This is a genomic window from Pseudomonas sp. SW-3, assembly GCF_016615645.1.
GTDB lineage: Bacteria > Pseudomonadota > Gammaproteobacteria > Pseudomonadales > Pseudomonadaceae > Aquipseudomonas > Aquipseudomonas mandelii.
The window spans coordinates 2,001,287-2,014,893 of sequence record NZ_CP067098.1 but is presented as its reverse complement, the minus strand read 5'-3'; the positions used below and the strand labels follow the sequence as shown (position 1 = coordinate 2,014,893).

At 60.2% G+C, this 13,607-nt stretch carries 13 protein-coding genes; 10 read left to right on the top strand and 3 right to left on the bottom strand.

Annotated features, from left to right (window positions below; translation table 11 throughout):
* Positions 1 to 7 precede the first annotated feature (7 nt).
* The 7 genes from JIO00_RS09100 (at position 8) to ppnP (ending at position 7,536) form a co-directional block, all read left to right on the top strand.
* Positions 8 to 877: an SDR family oxidoreductase gene (locus JIO00_RS09100; RefSeq protein ID WP_200667993.1), complete on the top strand. Its 870-nt coding sequence runs from the start codon at positions 8 to 10 to the stop codon at positions 875 to 877.
* Positions 878 to 880: 3 nt separating this feature from the next.
* Complete coding sequence (gene atuC / locus JIO00_RS09095; protein WP_154503892.1) at positions 881 to 2,497, top strand: geranyl-CoA carboxylase subunit beta; 1,617 nt, start codon at positions 881 to 883, stop codon at positions 2,495 to 2,497.
* Positions 2,498 to 2,523: 26 nt separating this feature from the next.
* Entirely contained in the window at positions 2,524 to 3,681 is a 1,158-nt protein-coding gene (gene atuD / locus JIO00_RS09090) for a citronellyl-CoA dehydrogenase (RefSeq protein ID WP_077747899.1), read from the top strand.
* Positions 3,678 to 4,475: an enoyl-CoA hydratase/isomerase family protein gene (locus tag JIO00_RS09085; RefSeq protein WP_200667991.1), complete on the top strand. Its 798-nt coding sequence runs from the start codon at positions 3,678 to 3,680 to the stop codon at positions 4,473 to 4,475. Before atuD ends, JIO00_RS09085 begins: the two co-directional genes overlap by 4 nt.
* Positions 4,476 to 4,608: 133 nt before the next feature.
* Positions 4,609 to 6,570, top strand: a complete 1,962-nt coding sequence (locus JIO00_RS09080) for an acetyl/propionyl/methylcrotonyl-CoA carboxylase subunit alpha (RefSeq protein WP_154503890.1) — start codon at positions 4,609 to 4,611, stop codon at positions 6,568 to 6,570.
* Positions 6,571 to 6,641: 71 nt separating this feature from the next.
* Entirely contained in the window at positions 6,642 to 7,190 is a 549-nt protein-coding gene (locus tag JIO00_RS09075; RefSeq protein ID WP_010461227.1) for an exonuclease domain-containing protein, read from the top strand.
* Between the two features lie 61 nt (positions 7,191 to 7,251).
* Entirely contained in the window at positions 7,252 to 7,536 is a 285-nt protein-coding gene (gene ppnP, locus JIO00_RS09070) for a pyrimidine/purine nucleoside phosphorylase (protein ID WP_010461229.1), read from the top strand.
* A 72-nt stretch (positions 7,537 to 7,608) separates the two neighbouring features.
* Here ppnP and JIO00_RS09065 read toward each other — a convergent pair whose 3' ends face one another.
* Positions 7,609 to 8,415 carry an MOSC domain-containing protein gene (locus JIO00_RS09065; protein ID WP_102593936.1) on the bottom strand — a complete coding sequence of 269 codons (807 nt, stop codon included), beginning with the start codon at positions 8,413 to 8,415 and terminating at the stop codon, positions 7,609 to 7,611.
* Positions 8,416 to 8,614: 199 nt separating this feature from the next.
* Positions 8,615 to 9,550: a chemotaxis protein CheV gene (locus tag JIO00_RS09060; protein WP_010461233.1), complete on the bottom strand. Its 936-nt coding sequence runs from the start codon at positions 9,548 to 9,550 to the stop codon at positions 8,615 to 8,617.
* Between the two features lie 462 nt (positions 9,551 to 10,012).
* Here JIO00_RS09060 and JIO00_RS09055 point away from each other — a divergent pair, with 462 nt between their 5' ends.
* The 3 genes from JIO00_RS09055 (at position 10,013) to JIO00_RS09045 (ending at position 12,432) form a co-directional block, all read left to right on the top strand.
* The gene (locus JIO00_RS09055; RefSeq protein WP_010461234.1) at positions 10,013 to 10,483 is read left to right on the top strand and encodes a hypothetical protein; all 471 of its coding nucleotides are present in this window, start codon (positions 10,013 to 10,015) and stop codon (positions 10,481 to 10,483) included.
* 399 nt (positions 10,484 to 10,882) lie between these two features.
* Positions 10,883 to 11,776, top strand: coding sequence for a sensor histidine kinase (locus tag JIO00_RS09050; RefSeq protein WP_077747904.1), 894 nt, complete (start codon positions 10,883 to 10,885; stop codon positions 11,774 to 11,776).
* Positions 11,773 to 12,432, top strand: a complete 660-nt coding sequence (locus JIO00_RS09045) for a response regulator (RefSeq protein ID WP_010461240.1) — start codon at positions 11,773 to 11,775, stop codon at positions 12,430 to 12,432. Before JIO00_RS09050 ends, JIO00_RS09045 begins: the two co-directional genes overlap by 4 nt.
* Here the strand turns inward: JIO00_RS09045 and yegS are convergent.
* Positions 12,416 to 13,333: a lipid kinase YegS gene (yegS, locus tag JIO00_RS09040; RefSeq protein ID WP_077747905.1), complete on the bottom strand. Its 918-nt coding sequence runs from the start codon at positions 13,331 to 13,333 to the stop codon at positions 12,416 to 12,418. The two genes, JIO00_RS09045 and yegS, sit on opposite strands and share 17 nt — an antisense overlap.
* Positions 13,334 to 13,607: the final 274 nt, after the last annotated feature.

Below are 13,607 nucleotides of genomic sequence, written 5' to 3'. Positions count from 1 at the left end.
GGTCGCCATGGCCTACGATTCGATTTTCAAAGCCGGTTTGTTTGCAGGCCAAACCATCATCGTCACCGGTGGCGGCAGCGGCATCGGCCGGTGCACCGCGCATGAGCTGGCGGCGCTTGGCGCCCATGTGCTGCTGGTCGGGCGCAAGGCCGACAAGTTGAAAAACGTCGCCGCCGAGATTGCCGAAGACGGCGGCAAGGCGGACTGGGCCACCTGCGACATTCGTGAAGAAGAAGCGGTCAGGCATCTGGTCAGCGAGTTGATCCGCCAGCACGGCCCGATCCACGGATTGGTCAACAATGCCGGTGGCCAATACCCGTCGCCGCTGGCCTCGATCAATCAGAAGGGTTTCGAAACCGTGATGCGCACCAACCTGGTGGGCGGTTTCCTGATGGCCCGGGAAGTGTTCAACCAATCCATGAGCAAACACGGCGGCGCCATCGTCAACATGCTCGCCGACATGTGGGGCGGCATGCCCGGCATGGGCCACTCGGGCGCGGCGCGCTCGGGCATGGACAACCTCACCAAGACTGCCGCCTTCGAATGGGGTTATGCCGGGGTGCGGGTCAACGCGGTGGCGCCGGGTTGGGTGGCATCGAGCGGTATGGACACCTACGAAGGTGCGTTCAAAGCGGTGATTCCAACCTTGCGCGAGCATGTGCCGCTCAAGCGCATCGGCACGGAATCCGAAGTCAGCGCGGCGATTGTTTTCCTGCTCAGCCCGGCCGCCGGGTTCATCAGCGGCAGTACGCTGCGCATCGACGGCGCCGCGAGTCTCGGCGGTCGGGCGTGGCCGATTCACAAGGCGACGAACAGTGAGTCGTACAACGGTTTTCACCGCGCCTACCTTCCTGATGTGCTCAAGGACAAGGAATAAACCATGCCGGTGATCCAGTCCCAGGTAGACCCGTTCAGCGAACAGTTCGCCCAGAACCGCACGGCCATGCTGGTCGGCATCGAGCAGGTCCGCCAGCTCGAACAAAACCTGCTGAACAAGGCGGCCGAAGCCAAGCCCAAATTCGACAAACGCGGCCAGTTGCTGCCCCGTGAACGCCTTAATCTGCTGCTCGACCCCGGCGCGCCGTTCCTCGAACTGGCGAGCCTGGCCGGCTACAAACTGCACGACGACAAGGACGGCAGCTCGGCCGGCGGCGGCTTGATCGCCGGGATCGGCTACGTGTCCGGCGTGCGGGTGCTGGTGGTGGCGAATAACAGTGCGATCAAGGGCGGGACCATTTCCCCCAGCGGTCTGAAAAAGTCCCTGCGCCTGCAACAGATCGCCATGGAAAACAAACTGCCGGTGATCACCCTCGCCGAGAGCGGCGGCGCCAATCTCAATTACGCGGCGGAGATTTTCGTCGAAGGCGCGCGCAGCTTTGCCAATCAGGCGCGGATGTCGGCCATGGGGCTGCCGCAGATTACCGTGGTCCACGGCTCGGCCACAGCGGGCGGAGCTTATCAGCCGGGGCTCTCGGATTATGTGGTGGTGGTGCGCGGCAAGGCGAAGCTGTTTCTGGCCGGCCCGCCGCTGCTCAAGGCCGCCACCGGAGAAGTCGCCACCGATGAAGAACTGGGCGGCGCCGAGATGCACGCACAAACCGCCGGCACCGCCGAATACCTGGCCGAGAACGATGCCGATGGCGTGCGCCAGGTGCGCGAGATTGTCAGTCTGCTGTCGTGGAATTCACGGCTGCCGGTGGCGCCCGCCCGGTACTGGGAAAACCCGCTCTACCCGATCGACGAGTTGCTCGGGCTGATTCCCGACGATCCGAAAAAGCCCTATGACGTGCGCGAAATCATCGCGCGGATTGCCGACGGTTCGAGCTTCCTCGAGTTCAAGGGTGAGTTCGATCAGCAGACCCTCTGCGGCCATTTGCACATTCAGGGCCGCGCCTGCGGATTCATCGGCAACAACGGCCCGATCACGCCCAAGGGGGCGAGCAAGGCGGCGCAATTTATTCAGCTGTGTGACCAGAGCCGGACGCCGCTGCTGTTTTTCCACAACACCACCGGGTTCATGGTCGGCACCGAGTCGGAACAGCACGGTGTGATCAAGCACGGCGCGAAGATGATTCAAGCGGTGGCCAACGCCCGGGTGCCTAAACTGACCATCGTCGTCGGCGGCTCCTACGGCGCCGGCAACTACGCGATGTGCGGCCGCGGCCTCGACCCGCGTTTCATCTTCGCCTGGCCCAACAGCCGCACCGCCGTCATGGGTGGTGCCCAGGCCGGCAAGGTGCTGCGCATCGTCACCGAGGCCAAACAACTCAAGGACGGCCTGGTGCCGGACCCAAAAATGCTCGACATGCTGGAACAGGTGACCGCGCAGAAACTCGACAGCCAGTCCACCGCGCTGTATGGCAGCGCCAACCTGTGGGACGACGGGCTGATCGACCCGCGGGATACCCGGACCTTGCTCGGTTACTTGCTGGACATCTGTCATGAGGCCGAAGTGCGGCCACTGCAAACCAACAGTTTTGGCGTCGCGAGATTCTGATCGCGGATCACAGGAGAACAATAAAAATGATCTTCACCCAGGAACACGAAGCACTGCGTCGCACGGTCCGCCAATTCGTCGATCACGAGATCAATCCCCACGTCGAAGAATGGGAAAAGGCCGGGCGCTTTCCCATCCAGGAGATTTTCCGCAAGGCCGGCGACCTCGGCTTGCTGGGGATTTCCAAACCGGAAAAATTCGGTGGGATGGGACTCGACTACAGCTATTCGATCGTGGCGGCCGAAGAGTTCGGCACGATTCATTGTGGCGGGATTCCGATGTCCATTGGCGTGCAGACCGACATGTGCACGCCCGCCCTCGCCCGCTTCGGCTCCGATGAATTGCGCGAAGAATTCCTCCGTCCCGCGATTACCGGTGAACAGGTCGGTTGCATTGGCGTCTCCGAAGTCGGTGCCGGTTCCGACGTCGCCGGATTGAAAACCAGCGCCCGCAAGGACGGCGACGACTACGTGATCAACGGCAGCAAAATGTGGATCACCAACTCGCCGAGCGCCGACTTCATCTGCCTGCTCGCCAACACCTCCGACGACAAACCGCACGTCAACAAATCGCTGATCATGGTGCCGATGAACACCCCGGGCATCAGCCTCAGTTCGCACTTGGACAAGCTCGGCATGCGCAGTTCGGAAACCGCTCAGGTGTTTTTCGACAACGTGCGCGTGCCGCAACGCAACCGCATCGGCCATGAAGGCGCGGGCTTCATGATGCAGATGCTGCAATTCCAGGAAGAACGCCTGTTCGGCGCGGCGAACATGATCAAGGGCCTGGAATACTGCGTCGACAGCACCATCGAGTACTGCAAGGAGCGCAAGACCTTCGGCAGCGCGCTGATCGACAATCAGGTCATTCACTTTCGCCTGGCCGAACTGCAAACCGAAATCGAATGCTTGCGAGCGCTGGTCTATCAGGCCACCGAGCAGTACATCAAAGGCCAGGACGTCACGCGCCTGGCGTCGATGGCCAAACTCAAGGCCGGTCGCCTGGGTCGCGAAGTCAGCGACAGCTGCCTGCAATATTGGGGGGGCATGGGCTTCATGTGGGACAACCCGGTGGCCCGCGCTTACCGTGACGTGCGGCTGGTGTCGATCGGCGGTGGGGCCGACGAAATCATGCTGGGCATCATCTGCAAACTGATGGGCATCCTGCCGGGGAAAAAGAAATGAGCGCCCTGCCGGTTTGCCAGACCTTGCTGCTCGAATCCCATAACGGCGTGCTGCACATCACCCTCAACCGCCCGGAAAGCCGCAACGCCATGAGCTTGCAGATGGTTGCCGAACTGCGTGCGGTGCTCGCCGCGGTGCGTGACGATCAATCCGTTCGTGCGCTGGTGGTCGGCGGTGCCGGCGGGCATTTTTGTGCTGGCGGCGACATCAAGGACATGGCCAATGCCCGGGCTCAAGGCCCGGACGCCTATCGCGATTTGAACCGAGCGTTCGGCGCGCTGCTGCAAGAGGTGCAACACGCGCCGCAAGTGGTCATCACGGTGCTGCAAGGCGCGGTGCTCGGCGGCGGATTGGGACTGGCCTGCGTCAGCGATGTCGCGCTGGCCGATCACCTGGCGCAGTTCGGTCTGCCGGAAACCAGTCTCGGTCTGTTGCCCGCGCAGATCGCGCCGTTTGTGGTGCAGCGCATCGGTTTGACCCAGGCGCGTCGACTGGCACTGACGGCCGCACGCTTCGATGGCACCCAGGCACGGCGCATGGGCTTGGTACATTTCGTCGAGCATGACGCGCAAGCCTTGGCCGAACGCCTCGATGAAATTCTGGCCCATGTGTTGTGCTGCGCGCCGGGGGCGAATGCCACGACCAAAAAACTGTTGTTGGCGAGTGCGGGGCAGCCTTCGGACGCGTTGCTGGATGAAGCGGCCGGGTGGTTCAGCGAAGCGGTGACCGGGGCTGAAGGGGTCGAGGGGACGATGGCCTTCGTGCAAAAACGTAAACCGGGGTGGGCCCTCTAAAAGCTTCGCGGGCAAGCCTCGCGCCTACAGGTTTTGTGCCGAGCCCAATCCCGCGGCAATCGCTGTACCTGTAGGAGCGAGGCTTGCCCGCGAAGAGGCCATCACATTCACCGCAATAACAAGGGAACAACCCATGCCCGGACTCAGCAAAATCCTCATCGCCAACCGCGGTGAAATCGCCTGCCGCATCCAGCGCACCGCCCACGCCCTGGGCTACCGCACCGTCGCCGTATTCAGCGATGCCGACGCCGACGCCCTGCACGTCCAAATGGCCGACGAAGCGGTCAACATCGGCCCGGCCCCGGTGCAGCAGTCCTACCTGAACATCCCGGCGATCATCGACGCCGCCCGGCGCAGCGGTGCCGACGCGATACACCCCGGTTACGGCTTCCTCTCGGAAAATGCCGAATTCGCCTTCGCCTGCCAAAACGCCGGCATCACCTTCATTGGCCCGAGCCCCGAAGCAATCGAATTGATGGGCAGCAAGCGCCTGTCGAAACTCGCCATGCTCGCGGCCGGCGTGCCCTGCATCAAAGGCTATCAGAGCGCCGAACAGGACGATGCGACCCTGAGCCGCGAAGCCGCACGCATCGGCTATCCGCTGATGATCAAGGCCAGCGCCGGCGGCGGCGGACGCGGCATGCGCCTGGTGCACAGCGCCGACGATTTGCTGGAACAGCTGCGAACCGCGCGCTCCGAAGCCCTGCACGGGTTCGGCAGCGACGAACTGATTCTCGAACAAGCGCTGATCAATCCGCGCCATGTCGAAATCCAGGTGTTCGGCGACCAGCACGGCAACCTGATCTACCTCGGCGAACGCGACTGTTCGATCCAGCGTCGCCACCAGAAAGTCATCGAAGAAGCACCCTGCCCGGTGATGACCACCGAGTTGCGCCAGGCCATGGGCGAAGCGGCGTTGAAGGCTGGGCGAGCGGTGAATTACGTGGGCGCCGGCACCGTTGAGTTTTTGCTGGACGCGCGCGGGCAGTTCTACTTTCTGGAGATGAACACCCGGCTGCAAGTGGAACACCCGGTGACCGAATTGATCACCGGCCTTGATCTGGTGGCCTGGCAGCTGCACGTTGCCGAGGGCCTGCCGCTGCCGTTGAGCCAGGAAGAAGTGCAGCTCAACGGGCATGCCATGGAAGTGCGTTTGTACGCCGAAGATCCGGCCCAGGGCTTTTTGCCACAAACCGGGCGAGTCGAGGCGTGGGAGCTGGCGTTGCAAGACGGTGTGCGGATCGATCACGGTTTGATCGAAGGCCAGAACATCAGCCCGTTCTACGATCCGCTGCTGGGCAAGATCATTGCCCACGGAGCCACCCGTGAAGAAGCGCGGCGCAAGCTGCTGCGGGCGGTGCAGGACAGCGTGTTGCTGGGCGTGCAAAGCAATCAGCGCTTGCTCGCCAGCCTGCTGCAACACCCGCAGTTCATCAGCGGCGAGTTCAGCACCGGGTTTATCCCGAGCTGTTTCGCCGACCATCCTTGTCTGCATCCGAAGGTGCCGAGCGCCGAAGAACTGGCCATTGCGGCGGCGTTGTTCTATCACGCCTCGGCGCAGGCTCACCGCGCCCCGCTGGCCGGTTGGCGAAACAACGCCAGCGTGCCCCTGCATCTTCGAATCGGCCTGGAGGATCAGGACTGGCCAGTGGAACTGAACGCAGCGCCTGACTCACCGTACCGCTTGCAAGTCGGCAGCCGAACCCTCGAATTGAAGGTCATTCAGTGCGACGGGCACTGGGCAACCCTGATGATCGACGGCATCCGCCAACGCCATGCCTACCGCCTCGCGGGCGGTCAACTCTGGCTGTTCACCCGCCCCGGCAGCCTGCGTCTGGTCGATCGGACCCAAGCCTTGGTCAGCAGCCAGGCCAGTGTCAGCTCCGGCACCCTCAAGGCACCCATGGACGGGGCGATCGTCGACGTACTGGTCAGCGAGGGCAGCCCGGTCAGCAAAGGTCAACTGCTGGTGGTGCTCGAAGCGATGAAAATGGAGCACCCGCTCAAATCAGGGATCGACGGCGTGCTTAAACGCTTGAAGGTGCGAGTCGGCGATCAGGTCAAGAATCGTCAAATTTTGTTGGAGGTCGAATAAGCCGCTAGGCGGATCCGCCGGCTTTGGCTACGCTCAAGCCCTATCAGGACGCGGATACCAGGAACCCTGCGATGCCTCACTGGCTGGTGATCGATCTGGAAGCCACCACCGATGACGGTGGCTGGCCAGTTACGGAAATGGAAATCATCGAAATCGGAGCCACCCTGGTGGACCGAAAAGGGCGCGAGGTGGATTGTTTCCAGTGCTTCGTTCGGCCACTGCGTCGGCCTTTGCTGACGCCGTTTTGCCGGGAGCTGACGCACATCACTCAGGCCAACGTCGACGCAGCGCAGACGCTGAGTGAGGTCTGGCCGTCATTCGAGCAATGGCTCGTGCGCCATCAATCGGAGCTGGAGGGCTGGGCCAGTTGGGGCGATTACGACCGCAAGCAACTGCTTCAGGAATGGCAGCGACTGCATTTGTGCAGCGTGCTTGAGAAAGTGCCGCACATGAATCTCAAACAGCGCTTTGCCAAGGCCCGGCGCCTGGAACGCCCGCTGGGGCTCAACGGCGCGCTGCAACTGGCGGGCATGCAGTTCAATGGCCAACAGCATCGGGCGCTGGAAGATGCGCGCAATACGGCGCGCCTGTTGCCACAGGTTCTCCCGCCAGAGAGGTGACGGCGTTCATGGCCTTGTGCATACTGGCCGGCCCTTTTTAGCCCTTTTCGAGGAATCGCCCATGTTTAAAGTCAACGAGTACTTCGACGGCACCGTCAAGTCGATCGCCTTTGGCACCGCTGAAGGTCCTGCGACCATCGGCGTCATGGCTCCGGGCGAATACGAATTCGGCACCAGCCAGCGTGAAATCATGCACGTGGTGACCGGCGCCCTCACCGTCAAACTGCCTGACAGCACCGATTGGGAAACCTTCGCCGCCGGCAGCCAGTTCAACGTGCCTGCCAACAGCAAATTCCAGCTGAAAGTGGCCGTCGACACCGCTTACCTGTGCGAATACCGCGGCTAAACCCCCGGGTTTTCACAGCGACAAAAAAATGCCCGGGGCCCTTGGGACCCGGGCATTTTTTATTTCGTGTGTTTATTCCAGGATCGTCACTGGCATGCCGACTTCAAGTTGGCCATTGCTGTCGTTGACCAGGTTCTGCCCGAACATTGCACCGTCCGCCTGGGAACGGTATTTCTGCAACGTGGCCAGAGGCTCGCGATCACTGCTGCGCTCACCGGTTTGCGGGTCGATGGTGGTCAGGATGCAGCGCGAACAGGGCTTGACCACGCGAAACTCAACATCCCCGATGCGAATACGCTTCCAGTTGTCCTCGGCAAACGCCTCGCTGCCCTCGATCACCAGGTTTGGTCGAAAGCGCAGCATTTCCAGCGGGCGCCCGACATTTTTCGAGAGATCTTCCAGGGACGCCTGCCCGATCAGCAACAACGGGAAGCCATCGGCGAACGCCACTTGATCGTCATTCCGGCCATAGCCCGCTTGTGTGGTGCGCGCGCGATCCAGAGGAATTTGCACCAGGCGCGTCGGCTTTCCAATGAACTCACTGACCCAGGCGCCGGCTTCATCGCCGGCATCGGGCACGCGCAGGCTGTCTTTGAAGATCGTTACGCCCCGTAGTTCAGCGCCGCTACCCGGCAAGGCAATATCGATTGCCGGACGCCCGGGTGCACTGAGGGTCAAGCCGCCGTCAGCATTCCATAACGCCGACAGCTGGCTCATCTTCCCCACCGTGCGCTGGGTCAGGAAGCGCCCATTGGCCTCGTCCACGAGCATCCAGCGTCGGTCACCGTCCAGCCCCAGTTTGTCGAGACAAATCTGCTCCAGGGCCTCGGCCTTGCCGGATTTCAACGGATAACGGTAAAGCGCGCTCAGACGCAACATGGCCAGCTCCCTGGTGGGCAAAAAATGCCACCCTATACGAGCTTGGTCGCCGAATCAAAGACAGAAAACCGATCTCTGTTTACCTTGTGGGGGCGGGCCTGTTCGCGAAGGCGATGTATCAGCCAATATCAATGTTGACAGTGATGGCCTCTTCGCGAGCAGGCTCGCTACAGGTTGATCGTGTGCAGCCTAAATCGTGTCAGGCCGGCACTTCGTCGAGCATCAGGCGCTGACGCACTACGTCGACGAGTTTGTCCGGCTGGAACTTGGAGAGGAAATTGTCGCAGCCGACCTTCTTGACCATAGAGTCGTTGAAACTGCCTGACAGCGACGTATGCAGCACCACGTACAGGCCACGCAAGCGCGGGTCGTTGCGGATTTCGGTGGTCAGGCGATAGCCGTCCATTTCCGGCATTTCGGCGTCGGTAAAGACCATCAGCAGTTTGTCGGTCATCGACACGCCCGTATCGGCCCAGGCCTTGAGCATGTTCAGCGCCTTCAAGCCGTCGCTGGCGATGTGCATCTTCACGCCCAACTGGCCCAGGGTGTCGCGCAGTTGCGACAGGGCAACGTTGGAGTCATCCACCAACAGCACTTCACGACCACGGGCGCGCTCCAGCACCGGGTCGTCGAGTTTCTCGCGCGAGACCTTGGCGTTGTACGGCACGATTTCGGCCAGGACTTTTTCGACGTCGATGATTTCCACCAACTGATCGTCGACCTTGCTGATGGCGGTCAGGTAATGCTGGCGGCCGGCGCTGGCCGGCGGCGGCAGAATGGCTTCCCAGTTCATGTTGACGATGCGGTCTACGCCGCCAACCAGGAACGCCTGCACTGAACGGTTGTACTCGGTGACGATGATCGTACTGGTAGGGCCAGGCACCAGCGGACGCATGCCGATGGCCTGGGACAGGTCAATCACCGGCAACGTCTGCCCACGCAAGTTGACCACGCCGCAGACAAACGGATGGCGCTGGGGCATTAGGGTCAGCTTCGGCAGTTGCAACACTTCCTGCACTTTAAAAACGTTGATCGCGAACAATTGCCGACCGGCCAGCCGGAACATGAGAATTTCCAGGCGATTCTCACCCACCAGTTGTGTGCGTTGGTCTACCGTGTCGAGAATGCCGGCCATTAATGACTCCTGGGCTTGTTCTGATGAATTCACTAAAGAGGGTTATCGGCAGTTTTGGCCAGACCTTGACCCTGAGACAAAATGCCATGATCGGGCATTGATGTCACATTAACATCATGCTTTACTGGCGCAGCGATTTCATCTGCTTCATCCCCTGCGGCGCGACCTCGGTTTGCACGTTAGGTTCCCCTGTGTAAGGGATTCCCCTAGTAACAATCAGGCCCAACCTGATATTCGCAATATCCAATAGCCATTAATGTGACGCCATTCTCATTGCATGAACGGAGTCAGGCTTTTGTGTGCGATCGCAGGTAAGTGGCCATCCACCCTCTCGAGTTCCCCAGCCTGCGCCCAGGCCAGCCGGAGCGCGATCTCATGCCGGCACGGCAGCGTCGGGACGCTGGACGTCTTCGTCGACACACACGACATCCCCTCATTTGACATGACGTTGTGGAGATAACCATGCCGAACGACACTAAACAGTGGGCTCAGCGCTTTCCGGAGTTCCTCGTCGAGGCTGAAACACTCCTGGCCAAATCGGAAGAGTGCCTTAGCCATCTGCAGTTGATCAGCAATGACAAAGACGCAATCGATTGCATGCTCAGCAGCCTGCTCAAATTAGCGAGTAAGGCGGATGCCCTGGCCCTGGAGGCGGTTTCTGAATTTTCGCTGCACATCCATGGCTTGTTGAACCACGCCCAAGGCCACATGCAACTGCACGACCAGGCCCTGTGTGCGTTGAAGGACTGCTTTACGTTGATGGCCTGGCAACTCGAACTCATCGATCAGACCACCGGCCAACTCAGCCTGGATGAAAGTGAACAGACTTCCCTGATTGAAGCCTTTGCGTTTCAGGTCGGACAAAGTCATTTCCAGCCTCCGGTTAATTCCAAACCCTTCACGCTTGTTTCCTATTCGGAGCGGCAGGCTTAATCCGCCAGATAACCAAGCCTTATTGCGTATTATCATTGTCATGATGCCGCTCATTAATTGGAGTGTGCTCATGTCAACGACAGCTCGATGCAAATAACTATTCCCTCCGTTAAACTTTTTCCATTATGGAACTATCGTCCTAAACCCCTAATTCCTGACTGAATAGACATATATACCGAACGCGACCAACGGTAGCTTAAATGGTATTATGCCGACCATTAGTTGACGCCATTCTAATGTCAAAGTGACTCCAGACGAGTGCAGGCCGAATTTGAAGGTGCTGTCAGCCCCCGCCCTGGATTGCACGGCTAGAGACGAGTCACTACAGATTTCAGACAGAGACCCGTCATCCACGATGGCCGGTCTGCCCGCAGCGAACATCCATTGGCTCCATCCGCTATGTACGCCAGCCTCAAGTCATTCACCCCACGGCTCCCCTCCCAAAAAAATGCGCGGCGGTTAACGCTTTTGCTGTGCACCGCCTCGGCACTCGGCAGCCTGCTGGTTTTCAGCTTGTCTGCTTCAGTGCCGATGAGTCTGCTGGTACTGAACATGGCGGCACTTGGCTGCGTCTGGGTACAACATTTCCTGTCGAGCAAATCAATAAAATTTCAGCCACAAGAACTAGCCGATCGTCTACTTGAGGTCCAGGAAAATGAACGTCATCGTCTCAGCAGGGAACTACATGACGACATCGGCCAGTTGCTGACCGCGGCAAAACTTCAAAGTGAATGGCTCAAACGCCGGATGCCTGAAGACATGCAAGGCCAGTGCACGGTGCTCTGCGACACACTGGACGAAACCCTTGCCAAGGTTCGCGATGTCTCGGCCATTCTCAATCCCAGGCAGTTGGCCAGCCTCGGACTTGAAGCCAGCCTGCGTGCGCATTTGCTCAAGACCCTGGCCAATACTTCAATTCACTGGAGCCTGGAATGCCATCAACGCCTGACCGGCATACCGGAAGAAATGGCGGTGGCCGCCTTTCGAATCACCCAGGAAGCGGTGACCAATATTCTTCGCCATGCCAAAGCGAATAACCTGCTGATCCGCCTGCAACGCATGCCCCAGGGTTTGGCGCTGCTGATCAGCGACGACGGCCTGGGGTTCGCACCAGCCGCAGACCCCGGTCGCGAGGGGCAACGCGGGATGGCCGGGATGGTGGAACGGATCGATCAACTGGGCGGTACCCTGGTCGTGACCAGCGAGCCGGGCAAAGGCACTCAAATCGAAGCACTCTTTCCCTGGGCGCCCCGTGCGCTCGAACGGGCCAGTACGAATAAGGTTATGCATTGACTTGTAACTTACTTCTGGTGGATGACCACTCGCTTATCAGGGCAGGCGTGCGCGCTCTGGTGCTGGATATTCCCGGCTACGCGGTCATTGGTGAGGCCAATGACGGCTCGCAGCTACTCGAGATGGTCGAGAAGCTGTCCCCTGACATCGTTCTGCTGGATATCTCCATGAAGCAGACCGGCGGCCTTGAAGCCTTGCAGCGACTCAAGCAGGTCCGCCCGCAAAGCAAGGTGTTGATCCTGTCGATGCACACCGACCCGGCCCTGATCATGCAGGCGCTTGAGTCCGGTGCCCATGGCTATTTGCTCAAAGACACCACGGCCACCGAGCTGGAACATGCCCTGGATGCCTTGCGCAACAACGAGCGTTACCTGAGCCCGGCCATTGCCCACACAGTCATCAACCAGGCACTGATTCGTAACCAGAAGCATCAACCCGAGGCTGCGGACTCACACAACCTGACGGCCCGCCAGCTGGAAATCCTGCGACTGATTGTTCGGGGCAAATCCACCCGGGAAATCGCCAATGGCCTGGGCCTCAGCATCAAAACCGTTGAAACCCACCGCTCGCAGATCATGAAGCGCCTGCAGATCTACGACGTAGCCGGCCTGGTGCTGTTTGCCGTGCGCGAGCAAATCATCAGCCTCGACGACTGACCGTTTTCGAAGCGCTCAGCAGAGGCGAATTCTGCGGCAAATGCACGCGCAATGCCGCTGGACGCGCCGAGAATCGCAGGCTCTCGCCCTCGATAGGTTCGCCATCCAGATTGATGTAGAGGCCTTCCGCAACTTTGATCTCGACCCATGGCAGGCGAGCTCGCACAAACATGTTGTCGATGCCGAAGCCATCGGCCAGCAGCGTTTTCAACGTACCGACCACTTCCTGCGGCGCCGGCAAAATGCTGATATCCAGCAGCCCATCGTCAGCCAGCGCCTCCGGGCACAGTACATGACCACCGCCAGCCTGCCGGCCATTGCCGATACCCAACGCCAAAAGCTCACCACTCCAATGAAAGTCCGGCCCCTGCAACTCGCCGTAGGCAGCATGCAGTTCGCTGAAGCGCGACAACCCGGTGAACAGATACGCCGCGCCCCCGAGGACTTTCTTCAAGTCTTCCGAGGTATTCGCCGTGACCTGACTGCCAAAGCCGCCGGTGGCCATGTTCAGAAAGACTTGACCGCCCACCTCGCCCAGATCGATCGCTTGCGGTGCAACCTCCAGAAGGTCCAGCGCCAGAGCGGGTTCGAGCGGCACACCGGCGGCACGCGCAAAATCGTTCGCGGTGCCCAGCGGCATCAGCACCAGACTGGCCTGCGTCGAATGCGCTGCCATGGCCTCGGCGATATCACGCAAGGTGCCATCACCGCCGCCGGCAATCAGTTGCGTATAGCCCGCGCTCAAGGCTTCTTCCACCAGCCGCTGCGCGTCACCCGCCTCCCAGGTCAGTCGGACGGCCAACTCCCAGCCCTGCTGGCGTTTAACGTCGACGGCCGCACGGACCTCCTCGTTGAGCGCCTGCTTGCCATGCAGAATCAACAGCGCTTTGCGCTCACTCATTATTGCCGCTCCCATGTTTGGACTCCGTATGAGAGATGTTGACCTCACCACCGCCTATAAAAGTCGCAAGGATTTGAATTTTTTTGAGCCGTACAGCCTTGTGGTCCTACAGCGCGGGAAATTTTCTTACAACATGTGCGGAATCGGCTCAATTGACCAACCTTGGCGATTGGTACACCTTGAGGTCCGCGGCATCAGTCATCAACATTCAATACACAGGGATGTGAAAACCATGAGTAGACCTTCTTCAAGGGCCACACAAAGCGCAATCAAC

Excerpts from the sequence above, each read along its gene's own strand:
- atuD (WP_077747899.1), top strand. The coding sequence starts at position 2,524 with ATGATCTTCACCCAGGAACACGAAGCACTGCGTCGCACGGTCCGCCAA.
- ppnP (WP_010461229.1), top strand. The coding sequence starts at position 7,252 with ATGTTTAAAGTCAACGAGTACTTCGACGGCACCGTCAAGTCGATCGCC.
- yegS (WP_077747905.1), bottom strand. The coding sequence starts at position 13,333 with ATGAGTGAGCGCAAAGCGCTGTTGATTCTGCATGGCAAGCAGGCGCTC.
- JIO00_RS09060 (WP_010461233.1), bottom strand. The coding sequence starts at position 9,550 with ATGGCCGGCATTCTCGACACGGTAGACCAACGCACACAACTGGTGGGT.
- JIO00_RS09050 (WP_077747904.1), top strand. The coding sequence starts at position 10,883 with ATGTACGCCAGCCTCAAGTCATTCACCCCACGGCTCCCCTCCCAAAAA.
- JIO00_RS09055 (WP_010461234.1), top strand. The coding sequence starts at position 10,013 with ATGCCGAACGACACTAAACAGTGGGCTCAGCGCTTTCCGGAGTTCCTC.
- JIO00_RS09080 (WP_154503890.1), top strand. The coding sequence starts at position 4,609 with ATGCCCGGACTCAGCAAAATCCTCATCGCCAACCGCGGTGAAATCGCC.
- JIO00_RS09100 (WP_200667993.1), top strand. The coding sequence starts at position 8 with ATGGCCTACGATTCGATTTTCAAAGCCGGTTTGTTTGCAGGCCAAACC.
- JIO00_RS09085 (WP_200667991.1), top strand. The coding sequence starts at position 3,678 with ATGAGCGCCCTGCCGGTTTGCCAGACCTTGCTGCTCGAATCCCATAAC.
- JIO00_RS09065 (WP_102593936.1), bottom strand. The coding sequence starts at position 8,415 with ATGTTGCGTCTGAGCGCGCTTTACCGTTATCCGTTGAAATCCGGCAAG.
- atuC (WP_154503892.1), top strand. The coding sequence starts at position 881 with ATGCCGGTGATCCAGTCCCAGGTAGACCCGTTCAGCGAACAGTTCGCC.
- JIO00_RS09075 (WP_010461227.1), top strand. The coding sequence starts at position 6,642 with ATGCCTCACTGGCTGGTGATCGATCTGGAAGCCACCACCGATGACGGT.